We start from the raw sequence: 24,465 nt of genomic DNA, 5'->3' as shown, positions 1-24,465 counted from the left end.
TTGAGACACCGAACCGGCCCTGTCGGGTGCGACAGGGCCGGTCCGCGGGAGGGTGGCTCAGCCGAGCAGGCCGCCCAGGTGCAGGTCGTCGACGACCGGCAGGTCGCTCGCGACGTGGGTGACGTTGCCGACCACGTTGCCGACGCCGGCGGTGTCGCCGACCAGGCCGGTCGCGGTGTGGGTGACGCCGGTGGCGGTGTCGACCACACCGGTGGCGGTGTGGGTGACCTGGCCGATGGTGTCGTGCGACGACAGGTTGATGTTGCCGGTGGAGACGTCGGTCAGGCCGCTCACGTTGAGAGCGCCGCCCAGGGAGGCGTCGGCACCGCCGAGAACGCCCAGCGTGTCGTGGGTCAGCTCGCCCACGCCGCCGAGGTGGCCGAGGATGCCGTCGGTGCCGGGGACGACGCTCGTGGCGGTCGACAGGGTCGAGTCCACGGTCGAGGTCGCGGTGTCGGCCACGTCGAGCGCGGTGCCGGTGACCGGGGACGCGGTCTGGTCGAGGACCGACGTCACGTCGCCGATGACGGAGAAGTCGCCGCCGAGGCCCAGGTTGGTCGAGGTGAACTGACCGAGGGTCTTGTTCGCCGCGATCAGGTTGAGTCCGTGCTCGTCAGCGGCGAGAACGCCGGCCGACGAGGTGTGGAGCTCGCTGAGGTTCAGGCCCGACGAGGTCAGCTGCGACGTGACCGCCTGCAGCTGGCTGATGGCGCCGAGCGGGCCCTCCGCGAGCAGGTCGTCCGTCGGCAGCGACAGGTCCAGGTCGTTGACGGCGGGCAGGCCGTCGACGGCGGGGACCAGGTCGAGGACCAGCGGAATGACCTCCTGCACGTCCACGGCCGTGATGTCGGCCAGGCCAGCCTGCTCCAGCGTGCCCTGAGCGTCGGCGGCGAACGCGGCCTTGAGCGACGGGTCGCTGAGCAGGTTGAGCACGAAGTCGTGGAGCGTGCTGGGCTGAATCATCTGAAGGAACTCCTGTTGCGGGACGTGGCATTGGGGTGTGGCGCAGAAGCTATGAGAGCGGGGCCGCCCCCAACATCGGGGATCACTCCCAGTGAATCCCCGTTCCCCGATGGGGTGACGCTCGTTGACCCCCTAGGGGATTAGGGGCACCGCTTGAGCGCCTCTCGTTCACCCGTGTAGGTACTGGTCGCTGCTGCGAACAGGTGAGGGAGAGACTTGCCGTACGTACTCGGAGTCGATGTCGGGACCACCCGCACGACTGCTGCCGTGTGCCGCCTCGACGGCGCCCGGGATGCCGAGATCGCACTGGTCGTGCCGTCGTCCTTGCAGCTCACGGACGCCGGGACGTTCTCGGTCGGTGAGTTCGGCGCGGTCGGCTGGACGGCCACCGGCTTCGCCAGACGCGTGGGCGACGCGGTGCCGTTCTCGCTGGGCCCCGAGGCGTGCCCGGCCGAGGAGCTCACCGCGTTGCTCATCATGTGGATCATCGGCGAGGTCGTCGCCCGTGAGGGTGAACAGCCTCGTCACGTGGCCGTGAGTCACCCAGCCGGGTGGGGCCCCTATCGCCGGGGGCAGCTCTACGCGGCGTTGCGGGCCGTCGGCGTGCACGACGTGACGCTCGTTCCAGAGCCGATGGCGGCCGCCGAGAACCACGCCGTGCGCTCCCGTGTGGTGCCGGACTCGTCGTTGGCGGTGTTCTCGCTGGGCAGCCACGCGTTCTCCGCATCGGTTGTGAAGCGGTCGCAGCAGCGGACGTTCGAGCTGGTCAACCACGTCGAGGGCGTCGACCACCACACCGGCGCCGACTTCGACGACCTGCTGGCGGCGCTCGTGCGCGGCCGGCTCGGCAGCGACGGGTTCGTGTCGGTCGCCGAGTGCGAGGCGGCGAAGCGGGCGTTCGGTCCGTCGGTGGTGATCAGCGGGGTCGAGATCAGCCGAGACGAGTTCGTCGAGGAGATCCGTCCGTCGATCGACCACCTGGTCAGCACGTTCGTGCGCGCGTTGGGGACCGTGCAGCCCGACGCGGTGCTGCTCGTCGGCGGTGGCTGCCGCATGCCGGCGATCGGCGACGCGCTCTCGGCCGCCGTCGACTGCCGGGTGCTGGCCGAGGTCGCCCCCGAACACTCGGTCGCCAAGGGCCTGGCGGTCGCCGCCCGGCTGGTCGTGGTGGGACCGGAGGCCGAGCCGGAGCCGCTCGAGACCTCGGTCCTCGTGCACACCCGCGAGGCGTCGCTGCGGTTCCCCGTCGGCGAGATCGCAAGCCCTGACGACGAAGAGTTCACCGCGCCACCGCCCCGCCCGCCGGTGGACGTGTCCCCCCTGGACCTGCCGCCGCGCCGGGTGAAGCGCGTGGCCAGCGCGCTGAAACCCGTTGGACGCCGGTCCAGCTCCCGCTCCCGAGATGATGAGGACGGCCGTTGAGCGTGACCATGCGAGTCAGGTTGGTGCTGGACTCCTCCGTGCGAGGTGTCCTCGACCGGATCAACGACGCCGCCGAAGGCACACGCCTGCGCGTTGTCGTTGCGGCGCCTGGTGGTTACGGCAAGACAGCGCTGCTTTCGGAGATCACCAACTCCGCGGTGCGCGTGGTGGACGACGCGCACCTGCTGGACGACGCGTCGCTGCGCGAGCTGGCCGCCGAGCCGCTGGTGGTCGTGGCTTACCGGCCGTGGCCGCGCCGTGCGGTGCTGGCCGAGCTGACCCGCGGTGCCGTGGTCGTGCCGTTGGCGCCGTTCACCCGTGAGCAGGTTCGCGAGTTTCTGCACGCGCCCAAGCCCGTGGTGGACTTCGTCTTCGCGCAGACCGGCGGCGTGCCGGGGCTGGTCGAGCGGCTCGGTGCCGTCTCCGAGGTCTCCGCTGACGCCTTGAGCGCTTTCCGTGCCGAGCTGGACTGGCTCGACCCCGACCTGCAGAAGTTCCTGCTGGCCGCCGAGGCCGGTGCGGCCCAGCGGCTCGACCTGCTGTCGGCGTTGCTGGACAAGGACTTCGACGAGGTCAGCGACATCATCGAGGCCGCCCGCGCCACCGGCCTGCTGGCCGAGGACGGCACGTTGCTGCCGCTCGCCCACCGCGCCGTCGGTGCGCTGACCCGCGCCGAGCGCCGGATCGCGGTCCGCCAGAAGCTCGCCCAGCTCCAGCTCGACCGCGGTGGCCCGGTCCTGGACCTGGTGCGGCCTTTGCTGGACACGGGCATCGGCGGACCGGTGTTCGCCGCGGCCGCCCGCGAGGCCCTGCCGTCCGACCCCGCTCTCGCCGCCCGGTTGTTCAAGGCTTCCACCGGTGGCGGCGCGCCTTCCGCCGAGACCGCGGCCTCGTGGGCGACGGCCGCGGCGATGGCCGGCGACCTGGACGGCGCCCTGCGACTCGCCGACAAGGTGATCAGCGCTCCGGAGACGCCGCACCGCCGAACGGCCGCCGAGGTCGCGGCCGTGGCGTTGGCGCACCGCGGTCAGCTGGCCCGGAGCACCGAGCTGTTCCGGTGGGCGGCCACTCCTTATGCGGCTGCCTTTGCCGGGATCGGGTTGATCGGCACCGGGCACCTGTTCGAGGAGATGCCACCGCAGCCGCCGACCATGCTCGGTGGTGCTGCTTCGTTGATGCTGCAGGGTGTCCGGCAGTCGGTGTCCGGTGCGGAGACCGCTGCTCTGTCCACTTTGGTTCGTGCGTCGTCGATGCTGGAACCCGCTGGTGGCGCCGTGTTGCTGCCGGACAGCCCGGCTGCGTTGGCTGCGCTCGTTGCCGTGCACTGCGGTGAGCCGAACGTGGCCGAGTCGGTGCTCGATCGGGCCGTGGAGACCGGTACCGGCGGGGTGCTGATGTCGGCTCGGCACCGGTTGCTGCAGGCCTGGCTGCACATGTTGCGCGGGAACCTGGCCGTGGCGCGCGAGACGTTGATGTCCGTGCGCGGGGTGCGGGGTGCGTTCGAGCCGCGTGACTGGATCTTCGCTGTGGCGCTGGAAGTCGGGGTGGCTCGGCGGAACAGCGATCTGGCGACGTTGCGGCGGACGTGGGAGCAGGCCTGCGAGGCGGTGCTTCGGCACCCGGTGGACCTCTTCAGCTTGTTGCCGTTGGGAGAGTTCGCTGCCGCTGCTGCACGGTTGCGGGATCAGGAGCGGTTGGCGCCTCACTTGGCGCAGGCTGCTGCCTTGTTGAGGTCGTTGGGGAATCCGCCGTTGTGGGCTACGCAGCTGCACTGGAGTTTGCTGCACGCGGCGATCATCGACGAGAACCTCGCTGCTGCTGAGGAGCATGCTGCTGCGTTGGCTGGGCAGCGGGAGCGGAACCGGTACTGCTCGGTGGTTTCCGGTGCGGCTGAGTGTTGGCTGGACGTGGTGGCCGGGAAGGTTGATCCGGATCGAGTGGAGCTGTCGGCTCGGTCGCTGCACGCGGTCGGGTTGTGGTGGGACGCATCTCGGTTGGCTGGGCAGGCGGCGATTCGGACTTCGGATCGGCAGGCGATGGTTCGGTTGCTGGACTGTGCCCGGTTGTTGCAGGGGCGGCCGGTTTCTGCTCGTCGTGCGGATTCTGATGTTGCTGCTGTGGCTGAGGATGCCGGGAAGCTGAGTGATCGGGAGCGGGAGGTGGCTCAGTTGGTTTTGGAGGGGATGACTTACAAGCAGGTTGGGGATCGGTTGTTCATCTCTGCCAAGACTGTTGAGCATCACATGGCTCGGATGAGGCAGAGGCTGGGGTCTACTTCTCGGTCGGATTTGTTGGCTCAGTTGCGGCACATTGTTGGGGTGCCGGGGGCGTAGGCTGCCTCGCCTGCGGCATCGGCTTGGCTCAGGTGCCACTCACCGCTGCCCACGCGCCGGTGGGCGCGTGTCGCCCGAACGAGGGTCCCTGGGTTGCGCCTGTTCGTGGGAAAGTTGCTCCGATCGAGGTAGTAAAGGTTGTTGGCTCGCTGGATCGCTGTGGCCCGTTGGGGCGATGCGGGCCGGGGCGCTGGGACCTGTGGTTTGCTGGTTGTAGGCTTCTGCACCGGTTGCTCGCCGAGCAGGTCAGGTGGACGATTTGCCGAGCCAGGACGACGCGAGAACGTCGCGCCCGACGGGGCGTGGCTCGCTGGCGCGCGACTGGGCGATCAAGGTCAGTCGGACCGCTTACATTCCCTTTTCTGCCGCGAAGCTGACCGAAGAGCTCCATGAACTGTTGAACGTCGTGGCTGAGGCGTTGGCTGGGGATCCCGCTGCTGCCTCGCCGGTCGGTACTCGTCTGGTGGAGATCCACTGCGTTGGGGCCGAGAGCCTGCGGGTTTCGGTTGAGGTGCTCGCCGAGTTCGTGGTGGCTGAGGGGGCGGATCCGCGTCGGGCCGCGTTGGTGGTCGGGGCCGTGGCTGCTGCTTACACCGGGGCCATTCAGGCCTTTGTGCTTGAGCAGCAGGAGAGCATCAGCCAGGCGTTGTTGAGGGCGAACCGGGCCGTGCAGCTGGACTTGCAGGCCAGTGAAGAGCGGTTCGAGGACATTTTTGCCCACTCGTCCACCGGCATTGCCATGGTGAGTCTGGACGGTGAGCTGGAGCGGGCCAACGAGGCGTTGTGCAACATCCTGCGGCGGGAGGACGTTGCGGGGATGACGCTGTCGGATTTGATCGCGCCGGTTGATCTGCCGTTGGTCAACGACGCGTTGGCCAGTTTGAAGTACGGGCGGATGCGGCGGGTCGAGGAACGGCCTCGGTTGATCGATCGCGACGGGGAGCACTTCCGGGTGTTGCTCGCGGCGACTGTGCAGAAGGACGCTGAGGACAATCTTCGGCACTTCGTTCTGATGATCGACGACGACAGCCAGCTCACGTTGCTCGGTGGGCGGTTGCAGTACCAGTCGTTGCACGACGCGTTGACCGGGTTGCCGAACCGGCAGTACCTGACCACTCGGCTGGAGTCGTTGTTGCACAGCGACATCGAGTTCGGGGTGACGTTGTACCACCTCGATCTCGACGCGTTCGCCGTCATCACGGACGGGCTCGGGCGCGAGATCGGTGACAAGGTGCTCAAGCTCGTGGCGGAGCGGTTGTCGGCCGTTTTCGCCAGTGAGAAGGCCATGGTCGCTCGGCTCGAAGGGGACGAGTTCGCCGTGCTCGTGGAGAACGGGCCGGAGACGCCGGACGTCGACACGACTATCCGGATGATCGAGCACGAGCTGGCCGAGCCGGTCTACTTCGGGGATCACGGGGTGGCCGTGTCGGCGACGATCGGTGTGTTGCCGCGGCTGCATCCTGGTGATCATCCTGCTGAGGTGTTGCGGGCGTCGGACATGACGTTGCGGCGGGCCAAGCGCAGTGGGCGGCGGCAGTGGGGGCTGCACGACGCCACGCAGGACAAGAGGGAGCAGGAGGAGTTCGCGCTCGCCGCGGTCATGCCGGGGGCGTGGGAGAGCGGCGAGATCGAGGTCGTGTTCAACCCCGTCATGAAGCTCGACGGGACCGGGCGGGTGTGCGTCGAGGCCGAGTTGAACTGGCGGCACCGGGACGTCGGGCTGATCGGGCACGAGAAGTGCGTGTCGATGGCCGAGCACACCGGGTTGATGCTGCCGCTCGGCGAGTGGATGTTGCGCAGGGCCGCTGAGACGGCGTGCCGGTACGACGAGATGCTCGCGGTGTGCCTCACCGAGAGCATGGCCAACAGCCCTGACCTGGTGCGGGACGTGCGGCGCGTGCTCGCGGACACCGGGTTGCACGCCGGGCGGTTGTTGCTGGGGTTCCCGGTGCACGTGCTCGCGTCCGAGGACAGCGAGGCCGCCGACAACCTCGACCTGCTCTCCGACATGGGGCTGCACATCGGGGCCCGCGACTTCTCCGGCTCCACCGCGGAGATCGAGCTCGTGCGCTCGCTCGGCGTGAAGGCCGTGCGGGTGAAGGGGCGTGGTCAGAAGCCCGACGAGCTGGTGTCGCACGTGCTCAGCGACCTCGTCGGGTTCGTGCACGAGGCCGGTGGTCTCGTGGTCATCGACTCGATCGAGGACGCTGAGCAGAGGGACTGGTGGGGTGAGCTCGGCGCCGACGCCGGGGTCGGGCCGGTGTTCTGCGTGGAACCGACTACGGAGTGGCCCGACGCGGGCTGAGGTGCACGAGGATCAGCGCGAAGCCCGCGATGGTCACCATGCGCAGGGCGGCCGTGATGCCGTTCCAGTCCTTCGACTGCCACATCGCGAACCACTCACCGCCGATCGTGATGAACCCGCCGAGGAACAACGCCACGATCATCAGCAGACCGGCGGACGCGAACTTGCGCGCGCTGTCCTCTTTGTCGCGGATGTAGGCGATGGTGCCGGCGGTCAGCAGGACCGCCGAGATCGCCTCCCACAGGATGATCGCGAGGTAGACGATCGTGACGACCGCGGGGCTGGTGATCGCCCGCCACTTCAGTCCCTGACCGAAGGTGGTGTCCATGGCGAGGACGTGCTTCACGAACGCTTCGTTCGTGCCGTAGTCCGTGACGTTGCCGAGCACCACGAGAAGCATGTTGAGCGCGATGAACCCGACGGTCACCGCGACGACCGCGCGCAAGCTGCCGACCCGAGCAAGAAGACGCATGGCGCGGACAGTAACCGATGGAGCGCGGTCGGTGAGACCGGTTCGTGCTGTCTCCCACCCGGCGGACGGGCTCAGCAGGGGGCCTGGAACTCCACCTGCGGCAGACGGTCCTGCCACAGCTGCTCGGTGAGCGCACCCCGCGTCGAGGCGCAGATGCGGGCGGCCTCGTGTGTGACGTCGAGGTCCCACAGCCGCATCACGCCGTCACCGGAACCGGTCAGGAGCACCCGGCTTCCCGGTCTGAAGTGGACGGTCATCTCCGCACCCGACGCGAGCGCCATCTGCTGGCCCAGCGGCACCGCCTTGCTGGGATTGCTGATGTCCCACAACCGGAACGTCTTGTCCGAGCTGGCGCTCGCGAGGATCTTGCCGTCCCCCGACACCGACAGCGAGCTGATCTGCTGGGTGTGGCCGGTGAGCACGCCGATCGCGACCGGCTTCTCCCGGTTCCGCACGTCGAAGAGCCGGACCGCCTTGTCGACGCCTCCCGTGACCAAGGTCTGTCCGTCCGGGGTGAAGACGACGCGCTGGACCGGTTCCTGGTGGTCCGTCACCGGAGTGCCGAGCAGCCTCGGCTTCGCCAGGTCGGTCACGTCCCACAGCCGGAAGGTGCGGTCGCTGCTGACGGTCACCAGCGTCCTGGCGTCCGGGCTGAACGCCACGTCGTTGACGTAGCCGTCGTGCCCGGTCAGCGGGTCGCCCAGCTTGACCGGCTTCGCGGGATCACTGATGTTCCACAGCTGCGCCGACTTGTCGTCGTTGCCGGTGACCAGGGTCTTGCCGTCGGGCGTGAACCCGATCGGGTACGCGAACCGGGTGGCGAGCGGGATCGGCTGCCCGAGCGGCACGACGTGCGCCGGGTCGCTGCTGTCCCACAGGCGCAGCGTCCTCGCGTTCGTGATGGTGACGAGGATCTTCCCGTCCGGCGAGAGCTTCGGCTTGGTGAGCCCGCGTTCCTCGCCGACCAGCGCCGAACCGACCGGCTTCGGCATGGCCGGATCCGTGGTGTCCCACAGGCGCAGGGTCCTGGGGCCGGAGCCCGCCACGAGCAGCCTGCCGTCCCCGCTGAAGATCGGGCCCGTCACGTCGGAAGGGCCGAGCAGCACCACGTTCTGCGGCAACGACCACAGCCGCACGGAGTTCTCCCCCGCGCCGGTCGCGAGGGTGCGGCCGTCCGGGCTCCAGCCGACCGCGAACACGCCACCACTGGGGGCCGCGAGGGGTTTGCCGATCTGGCTCACCGCCGCCGGATCGCTGAGGTTCCACAACCGGGCGGTGCCGTCCGACGCACCCGAGGCGAGCACGCGGCCGTCAGGGCTGAACTTCACCGACCACACGCCGGCGGTGTGGCCGACCAGCGCGTCTCCGATCGGCTCCTGCTTCGCGGGGTCCCACAGCCGCACGGTGCTGTCGTCGCTGCCGGACGCGAGGAGCTTGCCGTCCGGGCTGAAGGCGACCGAGTGCACACCGTCGGTGTGCCCGGTCATCGGTTTTCCGATCATGGTCTGGGTGGCGACGTCGAAGACCCGGAGAGTCCTGTCGTCGCCGGAGGTGGCGAGCGTCCTGCCGTCCGGGCTGAAGGCGAGCGTCCTGACCGCGGCGGTGGCGCCACGCAGCGGTTCGCCGAGCGGTGCCGGGTTCGACGGGTCGCTCACGTTCCACAGCCGCGCCGTCTTGTCCTCGTTCGCGGCGGCGAGGGTCTTGCCGTCGGGGCTGAACTCCAGCAGGTAGCTCGTGCCGTTGCCGGTCTCGATGGTCTTGAGGTGCTTCGGGTGCGCCCGGTCGGTGATGTCCCACAACCGGATCGTCTTGTCGTTGCCGGTGGTGGCGAGCACCTCGTCGTCGGGGGAGAACACCGCGGACGTGAGCCAGTCGGTGTGACCGGTGATCACCGCGAGCGGCTGCGGGTTGGACTTGTCCCGCACGTCCCACAGGCGTGCGGTGCGGTCGTAGCTCGCCGTCGCGAGGACCGTGCCGTCCCTGGTGAACGACGTCAGGTACACCGCGCCGGTGTGGCCGGGCAGCGGTACGGCGAGCGGTGTCTGCTGGTCCGCGAGCAGCTTGGAGGCCACGTTCTGGTCGTCCGGCCGCATCCGGTGCGCGGCGAGCAGCATCTGGGCGGCCAGCGACGGGTCGGTGTCCGCGAGCCGGTCGGCCTCGGCCACGACCTGGCGGAACACCGCGTCGTTGCGCTGCTGCACGGCGATCACCGCGGCACCGGCCGCGATCAGCGCGAACACCACCACGAGGGAGACGGCGCTGCGCCGCAGCCACACGCTCTTGCGGTGCTGGCGTTCCGAGGCCTGCACGAACTCTCTCGCCTGCGCGGTGACCTGCTGCTGCCGCGCGCCCTCCAGCCGTGCGCCGCGGTAGAGCAACGACGAGTCGCGCTCGCTCGTGGCCCACACCGCCGCGTCCTCCTCCAGCCGCTGCCGGGCGAGGTTGCCCGCGCGGTCCTCGTCGATCCAGCTGCGCAGCCGCGGCCACGCGTGCAGCAACGCCTCGTGCGTGATCTCCACGCTGCCGGAGTCGACGGTGATCAGGCGGGCACGGGTGAGGACTTCGAGCGCTCGTTCGGTGGCGGCGAGGTTCGTGCTGGCCTCGAGCAGGGCGTGGCGGCTCGACCTGCGGCGGGTGTCCTGGGTGTCGTCGCCGACCCGGACGAGGCGCAGGAGCAGCTGCTTGCCCGCCGCCTTGCCGGGCTCGTCGAGATCGGCCCAGGCGCGTTCGGCCGTGGTGGCGACGGCGCCCTGGATGCCGCCCGCCGCCCGGTAGCCCGCGATGGTGAGCCGGCCTGCCTGCCGCCGTTGCCAGGTGACCAGCAGGGCGTGGCTGAGCAGCGGGAGCGCGCCCGCGTCGTAGGCGTCCTTGCCGCGGCGGTTGTGCGCGCCGAGATCACGCAGCATCAGGTCGACCAGGCCGGCCTCCAGCTGCAGGCCCGCGGCCTTGGCCGGGTTCGTCACGGCGTCGCGCACCTCGGCCGCGGACATCGCGCCGAGCACCATCTGCCGGTTCTGCAGCGCCTCGGAGAGCTCGGGGAAGTCCAGGCAGCGGGCGTAGAAGTCGGCCCGGACGCCCAGCACGACCGCGGTCTTCTCGGCCGCCGCGTGCAGCGCCTGGACGAACACCCGCAGCCGGTCCTCGTCGCCGCCGAGGGTGAACGCCTCCTCGAACTGGTCGACGATCACCACCCGGTCGCCGACCGCGAGCTGCACATCGTGTGCGAACTCGGACAGCAGTTCCGAGCCTGCCGCCGATTCCAGCGTGACGATCAGTTCCGGCACCTGGAGCGCGAACTCCTTCAGCGGGTCGGTGCCGGGAGAAATGATGATGGCGTCTTTGTTCAGGCGCGGAAGAACGCCTGCTTTCATCAAGCTCGACTTTCCGGCACCGGACGCGCCGACGAGCATCGTGATGCCGTTTTCGTTGATTCGCGCGAGCAATGCGTTCGTTGCACGTTCACGGCCGAAGAACCAACTCGCGTCCTCGGGGCCGAATGCGCTCAAACCCATGTACGGGCAGACGGCGGTGCCGTCCTGAGGGGGTGTGTCCGCCTCACCGACCGGGCTGGCGAGCGCCTCCTCCCAGAGCGCGCGCCACGCGTCGGCGTCGTACAGACCGTCGACGGCGGGCTGCGGCTTGCGCTTGCGCGCCTCGCCGATGAGGACCTCGAGGACGGCGCTCAGCCCGCTGAACTTCGCGGGCACGTTCCGGCCGCGCCGCCAGTCGCTGACGCGCTGGGCCGGCACGCGAACCGGTCGGCCCTGCTCGTCCGTTCGGCGGGCACGAGCGACCGACTCGGTGACCCGCTTCAGGGGTGGGTCGCCTGCCTCCGCGTAGAGCAGCGCGAAGCGCTCCGCGAAGACGCCACGGGGTCCCAAGCGGCCTCCACCTCGTCCGGACCGGAAAACGTGGACCGCCCGTCTGAGCTGCAGCGCAAGCTCCGGACAGGCCGTCAGAAGCCCACCCTAACGAGGTGGTCTGACAACCTCGACCCCACGTCCTTTCACGAGACCGGGAGACCGTCACAGTGGTAGTGGCTGACTGGGGCAAAACTTCCACGGCTGAGGAGCGCTGGGGGTCTCCTCAGCCGTGGCCTCGCCCGAGCGAATGGCAGGGTGCTGCCTGCTAGGTCAGGCGGCTTTCCAGAGCTCGTCCGCCTCCGGTTGCTTCGGCTGAACCCGGTTCGGGTCGGGCAGGTACGTTTCCGTCGGCAGCGTCACGTAGGTGATGTTGTCCGGTTTCAACGCGGTGAGCTTTCCCGCGAGGTCCGCCAATTTCGGAATCGACCCGATCTCGGTGTCGGTCACGATCGACTTCGTCAGGACGTCCGCGAGTTCGAGTGTTTTCTGCGGGCTGGCGAGCCAGTTCTCGTTCGACAGTTTCTCGCTCAATGCGCGCATGAAGAGCTGTTGGTTCTTGATGCGGTTCAGGTCGCTGCCGTCGCCGATGCTGTAACGGGTGCGGACGAATGCGAGCGCCTGCGTTCCGTCGAGCTTCACCGGTCCGGCCGGCACGTGCAGCCCGCTCTTCTCGTCGTCGATCGGCTCGGGCATTGTCACGTCGATGCCGCCGAGCCGGTCGATGACGTCGCGGAAACCGTTGAAGTCGATCTGCACGAAGTGGTCGACCCGGATGCCGCTCATCTGCTCGACCGTCGCCACCGTGCACGCGGCGCCGCCCGTGGAGAAGGCGCTGTTGAACATGGCGATGGCGGCGGGCGGGTTCGTGCCGCACCTCGGGCGCGGCACCATCGTGTCGCGCGGGATGCTGACCACGCGCGCCTGGTCGCCCTGCGCGTTGAGCTGGACGACCATGGCGGTGTCGGACCGGCCGTCGTCCCTGCCGATCAGGAGGATGTTGAGGGGCCTGCCAGGCGTCGACGGAGGCCTGGGGTGAGTGATCTCCTTCGCGAGATCGACGGTCTTGAGATTGCTCTCCAGCCGCCAGTAGGAACCCCCGACCACGACGCCCGCCGTGATGACCACGGCGGCCCCCGAGACCGCGAGCCATCGTTTGAGGTGGACGTTCACACCTCCGACGGTCCCGGCTGTTTGTCCGGATCCCGTCGGTGGTTCGTCATGGTTGTGTCACAGCGCGCCTCAGCTGGTATTTCGGTGTCGGGTCGCGCGCGCAGGTAGTACAAAGGCGTCGTCGATGCCGTTGGGGGATGCCATGACAGTTCGTCTCGCCGTCGTTTCCGATGCTCCTGCCGTCGCCTCCGTGCACGTGCGGTCCTGGCAGGACGCCTACCGCGGCGTGATCCCGGACTCCGTGCTCGACGGCCTCTCCGTCGAGGCGCGCACGTCGATGTGGGAAGGCGCGATCCCGTCCGGCGGCGTGTGGGTGGCGCTGGTCGACGACGAGATCGTCGGTTTCGCCTCGGCCGGCCCGTCCCGCGACGACGACGCGCCGTTCGAGCTCTACGCGATCTACGTGCTGTCCTCCGCGTGGGGCACGGGCCTCGGTTTCGAGCTGGCGGAGGCCGCGCTCGGCGACGAGCCCGACGTGATCGTCTGGGTGCTGGACGAGAACACGCGGGCCCGTGCCTTCTACGAGCGCATCGGGTTCCGGGCGGACGGCGTCGCGAAGACCGAGACCGCGGGTTCGGTCGAGTTGAAGGAACTCCGCTACCGCCGCACTAGGGGCGTTGCAGCGTGATCTCGTCGATCAGCACCCCGTCCTCGTCGAGCGCGCGGATCCTCATCGTGGCCGGTGCGTCTTTCGCCTTCGGCGTGACATCGACGGCCGTGATGCCGTAGCCCCGGTAGCGCACGCGTGACCACGTGACCTTCGTGTCGTTGGAGGTCGCGCTGTTCTTCTTGTAGCACTTCATGGTCGGTGTGCCGCTGGTGTTCTCGTTGTCGAGATAGGACTCCGGTGCGTCCTTGTAGAACTTGTCGAGAGCCTGGCCGCCGGCACCCGTCGTGGTGTACGTGGTGCCGTCGTTGAACGGCGTGATGGTGGTTCTGCTGGCGGCTTTCTTTGTCGCCTTCCCAGCCTTGATGGGATCAGTGCGCTCGTAGACGCGGTTGTGCGCGTTGAGCACCAGGTCGACCTTGTACTTGTCGAACACGGGCGCCCACTTCTGCTGTGCGACGCTCTCCGCGCCCCCGCCGTCGGACGTCGAGTACGTGGCGTGATGCAGGTAGACGACCACGAAGTCGATCGTGGGGTCACCGCGGAACCGTGCGAGCTGGTTCTCCAGCCAGCTGAGCTGCTTGCCCTTGGTGTAGTCGAGGTTCGCGGTGTTGCGGTTGCAGATGTCGTTGCCGTCCAGGCTGATCATCCCGACGTTCTGGTACCGCCACGAGTAGATGCCGGTCGACCCGCTCCACGCGTTGTCCGGCATCGTGACGCGCGCCTTGATCCCGCCGTACCCGTTGGGGGAGTACCACTCCTCCATCTCGCGGTTGCCGAGGGTGATCATCCACGGCACGGTGCTCGCGATGAACTCGTTCTGCACGAACAGCGAGTTCCACCGTGCGGCGTCGTACTTGTCCGTGTCGGTGTGGCCGCCCTCGGCGTTGGGCGTGCCGTTGTGGATGGCGTAGCTCAGGTTGCCGAGGGCGAGGTGGAACGCCGGGTTCTGGTCCGCGGCAAGGCTGTTGAGCTTGCGTGCGTTGTAGCCGTAGCCCTGGTCGCCGAACGCCGTGAACGTGAACGGCGCCCTGCTGTTCGCCTGTGGTGCCGTGCGGAAAGTGGCGATGTCACCGCGTCGTTTGCCGGGGTCGTAGTTCTCGTGTCCCACAACGTAGTAGTACGTCGTTGATGGCGTGAGGTCGTTGAGCCTGACGTGCAGGTAGTACTGGTACATGGGACTCGGCCCGTGCGGCGGGAAACTGTGATCGCCTTCCTGCCAGCTGATCTCGCTCTTCAGCGTGCGCAACTCGGCAGCGATCGGCGCCCCGAACTCGCCCGCGGCGGTGGTGATCCTGACATACGGCCGGTTGACCTTTTCCAGTTGCTGCCAGGAGATCACGACCTGCCTGGACGGATCGGCCCCGTAGGCGATGTGCCGTCCGAGCGGCCTGGCCTTCCGTCCGTCGGGCGCGGCCGTGGCGGTTTTCGTTGCTGCAGCGGCGATGAGTGCGCCACCTGTTGCGAACAACGATCGCCGCGAGTGCTCTTCAGTCATGTCAGGCCCTCTCGCGCCGGATCGTGAACTCGTCGACCAGCGCGCCCGTCTCGGTGAGCGCGCGGACCTTCATCTGTGCAGGAGAGCTCTTGGCGCCGGGCGTGACGTCGACGACCACCAGCCCGTACCCGCGGTACCGCACCCGCGACCAGGTCACCTTGATGAGCTTCTCCTCGCCGTCCTCCTGGTCGACCCGCATGGTCGCCGTGGCGTCCTTGACGTTGCCGAAGTAGGAGTCGCCGATCTTCGAGTCGGCCCAGCTGTTGATGCTCTCCCCACCACCACCCGCCGTGATGTAGGTGGTGCCGTCCTTGACGGGGTTGACGGTGCTCCGGATGTCGGCCTTCTTGGTGGCTTTTCCGGCTTTGATCGGATCGGTCCGCTCGTAGACGTGGTTGTGCCCGTTGAGAACCAGGTCCACCTGGTACTGGTCGAACAACGGCGCCCACCGCTTCTGTGCGCCGACCTCGGCCCCGTTGTTGCCGGACGTCGAGTACGTGCACTGGTGGCAGTAGACGACGATGAAGTCGATGGCAGGGTCCTTCCGGAACTTCTCGAGCTGGGCCTTGAGCCACACCTGCTGCTTGCCCTCGGTGTAGTCGAGGTTCGCGTCGCTGTTGTAACAGATGTCGTTGCCGTCCAAGCTGATCATCCCGACGTTGAGGTACCGCCAGGAGTAGATGCAGGTGGACCCGTCCCAGGCGTTGTCCGGCATGGTGAATCTCGCGCGCATGCCGCCATAACCGTGGTTGTCGTACCAGCTCTCCATCTCGTGGTTGCCCAGAGACACCATCCACGGAATCTCCGCCGCCACGAGCTCGTTCTGCGCGAAGAACGAGTCCCACTTCCGCGCGTCGTACTTGTCCGTGGCGGGCCGCCCACCCTCCCCGTCGTTGGCGTAGCTCATGTCGCCCATGGCGAGGTGGAACTGGGGCCCGAGATCAGCGATGAGACCGTTGGTGGCCAAGGCGTTGTACCCAACCCCTTGATCCCCGAACGCGGTGAACGAGAACGCTTTGTTGACGGCCGGCGCCGTGCTGAACGTGCCGAACTCCGTGGGCTCGTACCCCTGATGCCCGACGACGTAGTAGTACGTGGTGCCAGGCAGGAGATCGTCGAGCCGCACGTGCAGGTAGTACTGCGTGACGGCCTTCCCGAGGTGCGGCGAGATGGTGAACAGCGGCTCCCGCTCCTGCCAAGCGAGGTCACTGCTCAGCGCGCGAACCTCAGCCGGCAACGCCTCCCCGTACTCACCAGGCCTGGTGCCAACCCGCAGGTAGGGCGCCTTCACGTTGGCAGGCACCTGCCACGACACCACGACCTGCTGCGCCGGATCCTGCCCGAACGCGAGGTGCCGCCCAAAGGGCCTCAACGCGCTGCCGGCTGGTCCTTGTCGGCTGATCAACACCGTCGGCACGTTGCTCGCTCGCGCGGTCCCCAGGTTCGCCGCGGCCAGCACGGCACCACCAGCAGCCCCGGCCTTGAAGAGGCTGCGCCGGGAGTACCTGCGCCGAGCGTCCTCGTAGAGCTCCTGGAGTCGTGGACCGTTCTCCTGTGACCTGCGCCGCGGACTCATGCTCCGGAAATTAGGAAACCTTGTTTACCGGGTCAATGATCGATAGGGCACAACGACAGCTTCTGCCAGTACTTCTGCCGGTGCGACACTTCTCGTAGGTGGACCAGGGGAGGCAGCCGTGGTGTTTCGCCGCAGTATGGAGCCGCGCGAGGCCGACATAGCCCGCCAGGTGTTCGGAAACGCCCTGGACACCAGCTTCCTCCGTCTCGGCGAAGGCGGCCTGCTGGGCAGCTTCGGCGTGGCCCGCACCCTGCCTCGCCTCGTCACCTTCCCCAAGGGCGTCCTGACCACGCCGCAGAACCAGGCCCGCTACGAGCGCTGGCTGGTGCACGAGCTGACCCACGCGTTCCAGTACCAGCACGGGCGCAGCGTGCTCAGCCTGCTGCCCACCGCCATCGCCGGGTTCTTCGTGAAGGGGCTGTACGACTACGGCGGGGTGGAGGGGCTGCGGGGGAAGGCGTTCGTCGACTTCAACTCTGAGCAGCAGGCGAACATCGTGGCGGATTACTACTACTTGAGCACGTATGAGCCGGGGCGTGATCTGTCGGCGTATGAACCGCACATCAGCTGGGTGCGGTCGCAGGTGAGCTGAAAAAGATCAAGCTCCGACCGCGTTGCCGCTGGTCAGAGCTTGATTTCACCCGGCGAAAGGTGGTGCCCCAGGCAGGATTCGAACCTGCGACACACGGTTTAGGAAGGCGAGTGGGCTGCGCGGCTGCTCATGCCTGCTGACCTGTGGGTTAGCCTGCATCCGTTGGGGCGCTTGGCGTAGCCAGTCCGTGAGGAGTCCGTGGTTCGTGCGCGGCCACTTCTCCCGCTGCATCTCGACCCTTAGCCGATCACGCGGCCAGTGCTGTCGGGTCAAGGTACTCGTTCCAGCCTTGACGCGGCACTGCTGGCCGTTGTCATGCTCGCGGGACGGGGTGGAGCTCCTACAGCCGGCGTGCTCGTGCTGCTCGGTCGTCGGCGTTCGTCATCCGGTGGCAAGGCGGCGGAGCCGTCGCGGCAGTCGAGCGCCGTGCCCGGCAAGTCCGCGGTGACCATGCTGGCGCTCGTAGGGAGCTGCTGGCCGGCATAGCTCTCCTGGAGCGCTCGTCGGTAGTGGTTAGGCCGAGGACGGCGCGCAGCGCCGCCCGGCCGACCGGCGCAGCGAAGCGGATGCCGGGAGTGCCGGGATGGAAGGTGTTCGCCGTACGCACGGGCCGTGCCGCCAGCGGCGGCCTTGATCCTGTAGAGCGGAATTCAGCAACACACGTCTGTCCGTGTCTGTCCGACTTCGCTTGATACTGGACACGCTGGCTTCAGATGACGGGTTACACGGCCGTCCTGACTGACCTTTCTCGTGGTGGTCCACCGCGTGGAAGGGGTCGGGCTGTTGCTCGTGGAGCTGAGCGTTATGGAGCAGCGGTATCACGCCGTGCTGGAAGTGCTGGCGGGTAGCCCGGTCACGGAGGTGGCCCAGCGCTATGGGGTGTCACGGAAGTCGGTGCACGCGTGGCTGCGCCGGTATCGGCAGGCCGGGCTGCCGGGGCTGGCGGATCGCTCCCATCGTCCGCATCACCATCCGTGGCAGCTGGACGCGGCGGTGGAGGCGGTGATCTGCGAGATGCGGCGGCTGCATCCGCGGTGGGGGCCGCGGCGGCTGGTGCACGAGCTCGGCCGCGCGGGTGTGACGGGGAGTCCGCGGTTCGCTCCCGTCTCTGGAGATCCCGCTCAAGGCTGCTCGGAAGCGGTCGACAAGGCGGCGCCAGGACGCACCCAACCTGCCTCGACGGCCGGTCAGCAAGCGCACTGTAGGCAAAGTATTCGGAGGGAAGTACCAGCCCTCGACGTTCCTCACGCTTACGCTCGACACCTACGGCAAGGTTCTCAGCGACGGCACTCCGGTTGACCCGACGACGTACGACTACCGCCGCGCTGCAAGGGATGCGGTGCACTTCGCGGCGCTGCTCGATCGGTTCGTGCAGAACCTCCGGCGCTGTGTCGGCTGGGAGGTCCAGTACTTCTCGACGGTCGAGCCGCAGAGGCGGTTGGCTCCGCATTGGCACGCGGCGGTTCGAGGGTCGATCTCGCGGGCGGAGCTGCGGGCGGTCGCTGAGGCCACGTATCACCAGGTCTGGTGGCCCGCGCACGACGAGATCAAGTACAGCGGGGACAACCTGCCGGTCTGGGATGTTCGGGCCAAGGGCTTCGTTGATCCACAGACGCGAAGAGCCTTGCCTAGCTGGGAAGACGCGCTCAACCAGGTCGAGCGTCCGGCGCACGTGGCGCGGTTCGGGGTGCAGGTGCACTCCAAGGGCATCCTCGGCGGCACTGAGGAAGCCGGCCGTCACATCGGCTACCTGACGAAGTACCTCACCAAGAGCATCGACGAGTGCTTCCAGGCGCAGACGGCGCGTCAGGAGGACCACGCCGAACGGCTGTGCGCTGAGCTCGCGGTCACGCCCTGCTCGCCGCAGTGCCCGATCTGGCTGCTCTATGGTGTCCAGCCCCGTGGGGTGCGGATGTCGACGGTGCCGGGGAAGTGCAAGGGCAAGGCACACAAGCGAACCACGCTCGGCGTTGTCGGTCGGCGGGTCCTCGTGTCACGCAAGTGGTCCGGGAAGTCGCTCGCTGACCACAAGCACGATCGGAAGGCATTCGTTCGGCAACTTCTCGCGGACGTCGGGATCAAGCCCGAGGACCAGGCGCAGCGCGTCGTCTGGAACAACGTCCAGCCCGGTGATCCGAACGTGCCGCCACGGGCGCACCTGCTTCTGAGTGCCGTCGCTGAGCGGCGGAGGTGGAAGGCCGAATACACGGCTGCGCTGCTCGCGTCCGCCGGACCGCCAGAAAGTTCGGCAACTGATCTAGCTGCGTAAACGGGGGAACTATGAACGGCAAGGCACGTGAGATCGCTGAACTGATGTCTGTACCGGAGATGCTGGAAGCGCTCGGCGGGGACGTCTCCAGGGACACGTTCTACAAGTGGCGGCAGACGGGGAAGGGACCTCGTTGCTTCCCGCTCCCGAACGGGGAGCTGCGGTGCAGGCGTTCGGACTTCCTGGACTGGATGGACGACCTCTATGGGAGGGCCGCATGAGCACCACGTTCAAGGTCCGATTCTGGGAGATCAAGAAGAGGGCTGGCCGGAAGCGGCCGTACGGCGTGCGGTGGGTAACGGAGACCAAGGAGCACTCCGAGTGGTACGTGACCAAGGCGCTGGCCGCGAGTCGTCTGTCGGAACTGAGTGGTGCTGCGCGGGCGGGTGAGCCGTTCGATGTGGACACAGGTCTTCCACTGTCGGAGCTTCGTCGGAAGAACTCCGTCTCCTTCTTGCAGTTCTCACAGTCCTATGTGGATATGAAGTGGTCGGATGCAGCCGCCAAGACTCGTGCAAGCACTGTCGAGGCGCTGGCGACGGCTGGGGCCGAGTTCGTAAAGGACGTGACTGGGCGGCCGGAGGTGACCGAGTTGCGCGGGGTGTTGATTCGGAACCTGCTGCCGCCGACTACTCGTGATCTCAAGCTGGATGAGGAGCAGAAGGAGGTTGTCGCGTGGCTCGTCCGGAACTCGCGGCCGCTCTACGACGTGACGGATGCGTCGGCGGTCCGTGGACTGCTGGATGCCCTCGCTACGAAGCTCGACGGCAAGTCCGCGGCTGCTTCTGTATATCAGCGCAAACGGGCGGTCTTGTTCAACATGCTGTCGTACGCGGTTGAGAAGGAGTTGATCCCGGATAACCTGTTGACGCGGATCAAGCGCAAGGCCTCGAAGGTTGTTGAGCAGGTTGACCCTCGTGTAGTTGCCAATCCTCGGCAGGTCGAGCAACTGCTTACTGCCGTGACTTATGTCGGCCGTCGGAACGCTGATCGAGGTGCGCACCTCGCGGCGTTCTTCGCCACCGGGTACTACGCGGCGGCGCGGCCAGCTGAAGGCTTAGCGCTGCGGGAGGACGACTGCACGCTCCCCGAGGATGGATGGGGCATGCTGGTCCTCGGTGAGTCGCGTCCAGCTGCGGGGAAGAGGCGGACGGATTCGGGGGAGGTTCACGACCAGCGAAGCCTGAAGCACCGTGGGCGCAAGGAAGTGCGGCCGGTGCCGATCCCGCCTGTGTTGGTTCAGATCCTCCGCGAGCACATCGAACGGTTTGGAGTTGGGCGAGGCGGCCGGCTGTTCCGGTCACCCAACGGTGGCGTGGTGTCGTACTCGACGTACTACCGCGTATGGGAGGAAGCACGAAGGTACGCGTTCACCCCGGCACAGGTGACCTCGCCGTTGGCGGGCCGGCCCTACGACTTGAGGCACGCGGCTGTTTCTCTCTAGCTGAATGGCGGTGTGCCTGCTCCGGAGGTTGCTGAGCGGGCAGGGCACTCGGTAGACGTCCTGTTGAAGGTCTACGCGAAGTGTATTGATGGACATCGCGAATTGGTCAACAGTAAGATTGAAAGACTTTTAAGTCTCAGGTGAAGGATTTTTCTCGACAGTCTCTTGCCTGAGGGCGCGAGTTTGAGTCCCTCTTGAACACCGCTCAGGGAGACGGTAGGTGGGCTAGTTTTTGCTGCCTTGGTCGGTATGTGACGACCCTCAGTGGTCATGCATCTGGGTGATTGATTCGCTTGTGGTCGCGGTCTACTATATCGCGGCGACATTAGGGAGACCCATAGTGAGTGACGACGAAGTTCTTTCGCAAGGCAGAGAGCTTATCCTTGCGGCCTTTGAGGATGCAAAGGCTTCTGGTAATGCCGCCTGGCAAAGGATGAATGCTGCGGTACTGAAAAATCGTCTGCTCGACCTTACGCAGCGCGAATTTAAAGAATCTGCTTACGGTGTAGCTACCCTGCCAGAATTCTTGCGGCTCTTTCCGGATCTTTTGGATCTAGACGAGTCAAGTCCGCAAAAGGTAGTGGTGCTTAAGTCGGCTAAATCGCTTCCCGACTCCGTTGAGACGCCTCCGGAGTCGCCACCAGGGAAACGGATGATGATTAGGCCGGATTTCTGGAAGGCCATTGTCGACTATCGCAGCGGTGTGCGCTATGTCTGGGACTCGGAGAATGACCTTGCGCGGCCTTGGCGTGAATCTGACGTCAGTACTCCTTCATTGCCAACCTTGTCTGACGAAGAAATCCGTTCCTGGCGCGAAGACTTCCTCGGTCTGATCAGTGATGAACTCTCCGATCCTGAGCGCACGCGCGTAACGCAATGGATTCTCAAGCACTATGGTAATGCATTCCTTCCTTCACATCTCCGGTATCGCTGGAACGGTTATATGCAGGACCACCTAATCGATCGCGTCAAGGAATTCTTCCGGCAAATCGGTGAAGCAGTTCCCGATAACCTTCTGGTGGAGTCTTCGCAGGTAAGAGGGTTGCAGAGGCCGGTTCATCGGTCTGACGGGGACGCGGATGATCTTCGTTCTCTGGTACTTCGGTGCATCGAAGTAATGACTGAGCAGGAGTTGAGTCAGCTCACGTTTAGTCCAGATATCTACCTCAGAGCTAGCCGCCGCTTTGGGAGATGAGTTGAGCAAATTTGGCGACCAGATCCCTATGGTTTTTATTGTCGTACCTGGCCGTACGGATGAGAGTAAAGATGCGGCCAGAAGGTCCATGCAGCGCGCTGTGGAGAGAAGGGGATTAAAGTGCCTCACTCGCCGCGCAAAAGAATTCACGGTCCAGGAAGGCGGTGAGACGGGGAGGAAGCTCAATCTGCTGGAACCGCATGATAGTCAGCAGATATATGACGCCTCTCACGAGCGCGCGGTCGCAGTGCTTCAAATGGGCAGCGCCCGGGTTATTTTAGACCCAGAGGCGCGGGTAAGCACCAGGAACTCGATATCACTTCAGCGTTTTGTCTATCACAAAGCTTTTTTTGGTCAGTTTGGCCGAGTTGATAACAGCTTTGATCCAGCTGTGCTGCTTGGTGGATTCGATCATTGGCAAGCTTCTTGTGAGTGCGAAGGGGAGCGTGACGCGCGTTGTTTGCCGCTCCATGTGTTTAGTCCAGAGAAAGAGTGGATTTCGATCGACACGGATGAAGGTGTTCGGGAATTCGAAGCAATGCATGGCGCGCCTGGATCCAGGAAAGACGGCAATGAGAGGATCTGGAAGCCTGCGAAAGCATTGCACGGTAAAGGGATAAGCAGGATTGCCGGGTTTGAGCTTCGGCAAGGTTTTCATTGGGATGTGAGCAGTCCTTCGAGTGCGGCTAGGCTCGCCACACTTACCGAGGTATGGAAATTCAAACGGGGCTCCTACTGCAACATCTACCCAAACGGAGTTGTGAGGCAGGGGCAGCGGCCAGGCGGGCATAGCGCCCGATGCACCTTTCAAGCGCAGCGACCGCACCAGCACCCTGACGACGGCGTTGCAGCTAGCGGGGCGCCTGAACAAGGCCGCCGACGTGGACGTCGGCAGCGTCGTTGACTCGTCTAGGTGACCTCAAGGGGTTCCTTGGTGACGTAGGTACGGTTGTCGTGTAGCCTGGCAGGCGATCCGCTGAAGGCTCGCCTTCACCGGAAGGACGGCAAGATCAGGCCAATCTTGCCCGAAGCTGCTAGCGCTGTGCGTGGCGACTAGGCGACGCGCGATGACGAGCCCTGAAGCTGTTGCTTCAGCTGAGCGTCGACGACACCGCCACATACCCTTGGGTAGCCGCCCTTGAGGTCCACGCTGGCTTGCCACATAAGTGCTCGTAATATAGCGAAGATGTCCAGGTGGGTTCGCCTACCTGGACATCTTTTATTGTTGCTGAGTGTGACCTCGTGTCCTCGCGCGCTCGGCTTGCGCTGGACGCCTAGCTCGATTTTGCCAGTTCAGAGCATATGTGACGTTGGTCTTCTTGAACTCTTCGCGTAACCCAAGTTGTCGCTCACTGTGATTGCGGACCCTGTGTTGGTGGCAGATTTAGCTTGATCATGGAAGCTTCGCAGCTCGCGGCTCCAACCTGATCAACGATCAGAGCGATAGCTTCGTTGATCATCTGTGCTGATCGCGTGACAGGGCTCCGACGTGATTTTCGACGGCTTGCAGGTCAGTCCGTGGTGAGTCCGTAGATGGCGGCAAACAGGGGCAGATTCCCGCTGACGATGACTGACCAAAAAGATCAAGCTCCGACCGCGTTGCCGCTGGTCAGAGCTTGATTTCACCCGGCGAAAGGTGGTGCCCCAGGCAGGATTCGAACCTGCGACACACGGTTTAGGAAACCGATGCTCTATCCCCTGAGCTACTAGGGCTGGCGACAGCAGTCTAGCGGGGCGCGTCCACCGAGTTGACCAGCGCCCCCACCTACGGTCAGCCGCTGCGGACCGGCGGCGGTGCTCACGCACCGTAAGGGGCCAGTCGACAGATGTGCGGCCGTTGGAGGGAAGTGAGGCAGGCCACCTTCTTTCGTGGAGAAACGTCAGGTACGCAAGGGGCGTGAGCAGACCCTGGCCCGACTTCCGTCCTGGCCCGCTCGGTGCCCTCAAGGCTTGGTGGCGGCGGCGGGTACCCAGCCGCGCCGACGACTTCACGTTCGTGCCGCCGGCCAGCAGTCACCAGCAGGAGTTCGAGACGCCCCTGCCCAGTGCGGTGTACGGGCTGGACTTCCACCTCAAACTCACCGTGGTGTGGCGGCTTGATCTGGCCACGGGGCTCAGGCACAACTCGCCCAAGAGTGCGGCCATTCACCACGTCTTGCAGCGGGCCAAGGAGATCAGCGGCAAGGCCATGTTGGTGCACCACGCGGCCCTGCAGGTGCAGTTGGGGGACGAGCTCGCCACCGAGCGGCAGGTGCCCGGGACGCATGTCTGGGCTCGGGCCGAGCTCGTGAAGATCTCGGTCGACGACGAGGATCTGGAGATGGCTCGCAAGCACATCGAGCTGTTGAGGAACTCCACGTTCAAGCTGGCTGAGCGGGACATCGAGCGCGCCGAGATCCGGTACCTGCGGGACGAGGTGCTGACGGACGTGGGTACGGCGACGATCTGGTGGTTGCAGCGCAACGGGTATCAGGTCGAGGAGGCTGTGAAGTTGTCGGGCCACCTCGCTGAGCTGGTCAAGATCGCCCAGCTCGAGCCCTCGCAGCACTGGGCCGAGTCGCTCGTCACCAGTGTCGAGCGCGCGTTGCCCGAGCTCGAGGATCGGCACCGCAACGACCTCAGGCAGCACCTGGCCAAGGCGTTGAGCGTTTACGGCGGGTCGCGGGTGGCTGCCGAGTTCGCGGACCAGATCGGGTTGCCAGCCGGCGAACCGCACTCGAACGGACAGCACACGAACGGGCACGTCTAGGCTGGTT

16 protein-coding genes, 1 tRNA gene and 2 pseudogenes are annotated in these 24,465 nt (G+C 66.2%); 11 read left to right on the top strand and 8 right to left on the bottom strand.

The genetic code is table 11. From position 1 onward, the window contains the following. Positions 1 to 57: 57 nt before the first annotated feature. Positions 58 to 963 (bottom strand): IniB N-terminal domain-containing protein, encoded by a 906-nt coding sequence (locus tag ACFOWZ_RS44705; RefSeq protein ID WP_382380273.1) that lies wholly within the window; start codon positions 961 to 963, stop codon positions 58 to 60. 216 nt (positions 964 to 1,179) lie between these two features. Between ACFOWZ_RS44705 and ACFOWZ_RS44700 the strand changes: the two genes are divergently transcribed. The 3 genes from ACFOWZ_RS44700 (at position 1,180) to ACFOWZ_RS44690 (ending at position 7,023) form a co-directional block, all read left to right on the top strand. After that, a complete protein-coding gene (locus ACFOWZ_RS44700; protein WP_382380271.1) occupies positions 1,180 to 2,385 on the top strand; it encodes an Hsp70 family protein in 1,206 nt (401 codons plus the stop codon). Positions 2,386 to 2,393: 8 nt separating this feature from the next. Continuing rightward, a complete protein-coding gene (locus tag ACFOWZ_RS44695) occupies positions 2,394 to 4,718 on the top strand; it encodes a helix-turn-helix transcriptional regulator (protein WP_382381293.1) in 2,325 nt (774 codons plus the stop codon). Between the two features lie 406 nt (positions 4,719 to 5,124). After that, entirely contained in the window at positions 5,125 to 7,023 is a 1,899-nt protein-coding gene (locus ACFOWZ_RS44690; RefSeq protein WP_382380269.1) for a diguanylate cyclase domain-containing protein, read from the top strand. Here ACFOWZ_RS44690 and ACFOWZ_RS44685 read toward each other — a convergent pair. The 3 genes from ACFOWZ_RS44685 to ACFOWZ_RS44675 all read right to left on the bottom strand — a co-directional run bounded on the left by ACFOWZ_RS44685 (position 6,998) and on the right by ACFOWZ_RS44675 (position 12,528). After that, positions 6,998 to 7,495, bottom strand: coding sequence for a DUF2165 domain-containing protein (locus ACFOWZ_RS44685; RefSeq protein WP_382380267.1), 498 nt, complete (start codon positions 7,493 to 7,495; stop codon positions 6,998 to 7,000). The two genes, ACFOWZ_RS44690 and ACFOWZ_RS44685, sit on opposite strands and share 26 nt — an antisense overlap. A 71-nt stretch (positions 7,496 to 7,566) precedes the next feature. Next, positions 7,567 to 11,376, bottom strand: a complete 3,810-nt coding sequence (locus ACFOWZ_RS44680; protein WP_382380265.1) for an nSTAND1 domain-containing NTPase — start codon at positions 11,374 to 11,376, stop codon at positions 7,567 to 7,569. Between the two features lie 252 nt (positions 11,377 to 11,628). Beyond that, entirely contained in the window at positions 11,629 to 12,528 is a 900-nt protein-coding gene (locus ACFOWZ_RS44675) for an LCP family protein (RefSeq protein ID WP_382380263.1), read from the bottom strand. Positions 12,529 to 12,670: 142 nt separating this feature from the next. Here ACFOWZ_RS44675 and ACFOWZ_RS44670 point away from each other — a divergent pair, with 142 nt between their 5' ends. Further along, the gene (locus tag ACFOWZ_RS44670) at positions 12,671 to 13,156 is read left to right on the top strand and encodes a GNAT family N-acetyltransferase (protein ID WP_382380261.1); all 486 of its coding nucleotides are present in this window, start codon (positions 12,671 to 12,673) and stop codon (positions 13,154 to 13,156) included. Here the strand turns inward: ACFOWZ_RS44670 and ACFOWZ_RS44665 are convergent. Both ACFOWZ_RS44665 and ACFOWZ_RS44660 read right to left on the bottom strand, forming a co-directional pair. Continuing rightward, positions 13,137 to 14,633 carry a purple acid phosphatase family protein gene (locus ACFOWZ_RS44665; RefSeq protein WP_382380259.1) on the bottom strand — a complete coding sequence of 499 codons (1,497 nt, stop codon included), beginning with the start codon at positions 14,631 to 14,633 and terminating at the stop codon, positions 13,137 to 13,139. The genes ACFOWZ_RS44670 and ACFOWZ_RS44665 overlap by 20 nt on opposite strands. Before the next feature lies 1 nt (position 14,634). Continuing rightward, on the bottom strand, positions 14,635 to 16,209 hold the full coding sequence (locus tag ACFOWZ_RS44660; RefSeq protein WP_382380257.1) for a purple acid phosphatase family protein: 1,575 nt from the start codon (positions 16,207 to 16,209) through the stop codon (positions 14,635 to 14,637). Between the two features lie 118 nt (positions 16,210 to 16,327). Between ACFOWZ_RS44660 and ACFOWZ_RS44655 the strand changes: the two genes are divergently transcribed. The 6 genes and pseudogenes from ACFOWZ_RS44655 to ACFOWZ_RS44630 all read left to right on the top strand — a co-directional run bounded on the left by ACFOWZ_RS44655 (position 16,328) and on the right by ACFOWZ_RS44630 (position 21,709). After that, positions 16,328 to 16,801, top strand: a complete 474-nt coding sequence (locus tag ACFOWZ_RS44655; RefSeq protein ID WP_382380255.1) for a hypothetical protein — start codon at positions 16,328 to 16,330, stop codon at positions 16,799 to 16,801. A gap of 795 nt (positions 16,802 to 17,596) precedes the next feature. Next, a pseudogene (locus ACFOWZ_RS44650) lies at positions 17,597 to 17,908 on the top strand (helix-turn-helix domain-containing protein); the annotation flags it as partial. Beyond that, a pseudogene (locus tag ACFOWZ_RS44645) lies at positions 17,886 to 19,070 on the top strand (replication initiator); the annotation flags it as partial. The pseudogenes ACFOWZ_RS44650 and ACFOWZ_RS44645, both read left to right, overlap by 23 nt. 11 nt (positions 19,071 to 19,081) lie before the next feature. Beyond that, a complete protein-coding gene (locus ACFOWZ_RS44640; RefSeq protein WP_382380253.1) occupies positions 19,082 to 19,291 on the top strand; it encodes a helix-turn-helix transcriptional regulator in 210 nt (69 codons plus the stop codon). Next, the gene (locus tag ACFOWZ_RS44635; RefSeq protein WP_382380251.1) at positions 19,288 to 20,514 is read left to right on the top strand and encodes a tyrosine-type recombinase/integrase; all 1,227 of its coding nucleotides are present in this window, start codon (positions 19,288 to 19,290) and stop codon (positions 20,512 to 20,514) included. The genes ACFOWZ_RS44640 and ACFOWZ_RS44635 overlap by 4 nt, the downstream gene beginning before the upstream one ends. A gap of 340 nt (positions 20,515 to 20,854) precedes the next feature. Then, entirely contained in the window at positions 20,855 to 21,709 is an 855-nt protein-coding gene (locus tag ACFOWZ_RS44630; protein WP_382380249.1) for a hypothetical protein, read from the top strand. 316 nt (positions 21,710 to 22,025) lie between these two features. Here ACFOWZ_RS44630 and ACFOWZ_RS44625 read toward each other — a convergent pair whose 3' ends face one another. Further along, positions 22,026 to 22,367 (bottom strand): hypothetical protein, encoded by a 342-nt coding sequence (locus ACFOWZ_RS44625; RefSeq protein WP_382380247.1) that lies wholly within the window; start codon positions 22,365 to 22,367, stop codon positions 22,026 to 22,028. 979 nt (positions 22,368 to 23,346) lie between these two features. Beyond that, positions 23,347 to 23,422 (bottom strand) — tRNA-Arg (locus ACFOWZ_RS44620). Between the two features lie 184 nt (positions 23,423 to 23,606). Here ACFOWZ_RS44620 and ACFOWZ_RS44615 point away from each other — a divergent pair. Continuing rightward, positions 23,607 to 24,458, top strand: a complete 852-nt coding sequence (locus ACFOWZ_RS44615) for a hypothetical protein (protein ID WP_382380245.1) — start codon at positions 23,607 to 23,609, stop codon at positions 24,456 to 24,458. The last annotated feature ends 7 nt before the right edge of the window (positions 24,459 to 24,465 follow it).

The sequence above is a fragment of the Lentzea rhizosphaerae genome, assembly GCF_042649515.1.
Taxonomy (GTDB): domain Bacteria; phylum Actinomycetota; class Actinomycetes; order Mycobacteriales; family Pseudonocardiaceae; genus Lentzea; species Lentzea aerocolonigenes.
The sequence above is the reverse complement of the archived record's forward strand: the minus strand, read 5'-3'. Positions and strand labels throughout refer to the sequence as shown.

Bases quoted from the DNA above. Each gene is read 5' to 3' on its own strand.
- ACFOWZ_RS44705 (WP_382380273.1), bottom strand. From the start codon at position 963: ATGATTCAGCCCAGCACGCTCCACGACTTCGTGCTCAACCTGCTCAGC.
- ACFOWZ_RS44695 (WP_382381293.1), top strand. From the start codon at position 2,394: ATGCGAGTCAGGTTGGTGCTGGACTCCTCCGTGCGAGGTGTCCTCGAC.
- ACFOWZ_RS44685 (WP_382380267.1), bottom strand. From the start codon at position 7,495: ATGCGTCTTCTTGCTCGGGTCGGCAGCTTGCGCGCGGTCGTCGCGGTG.
- ACFOWZ_RS44670 (WP_382380261.1), top strand. From the start codon at position 12,671: ATGACAGTTCGTCTCGCCGTCGTTTCCGATGCTCCTGCCGTCGCCTCC.
- ACFOWZ_RS44665 (WP_382380259.1), bottom strand. From the start codon at position 14,633: ATGACTGAAGAGCACTCGCGGCGATCGTTGTTCGCAACAGGTGGCGCA.
- ACFOWZ_RS44660 (WP_382380257.1), bottom strand. From the start codon at position 16,209: ATGAGTCCGCGGCGCAGGTCACAGGAGAACGGTCCACGACTCCAGGAG.
- ACFOWZ_RS44640 (WP_382380253.1), top strand. From the start codon at position 19,082: ATGAACGGCAAGGCACGTGAGATCGCTGAACTGATGTCTGTACCGGAG.
- ACFOWZ_RS44635 (WP_382380251.1), top strand. From the start codon at position 19,288: ATGAGCACCACGTTCAAGGTCCGATTCTGGGAGATCAAGAAGAGGGCT.
- ACFOWZ_RS44625 (WP_382380247.1), bottom strand. From the start codon at position 22,367: ATGAAAACCTTGCCGAAGCTCAAACCCGGCAATCCTGCTTATCCCTTT.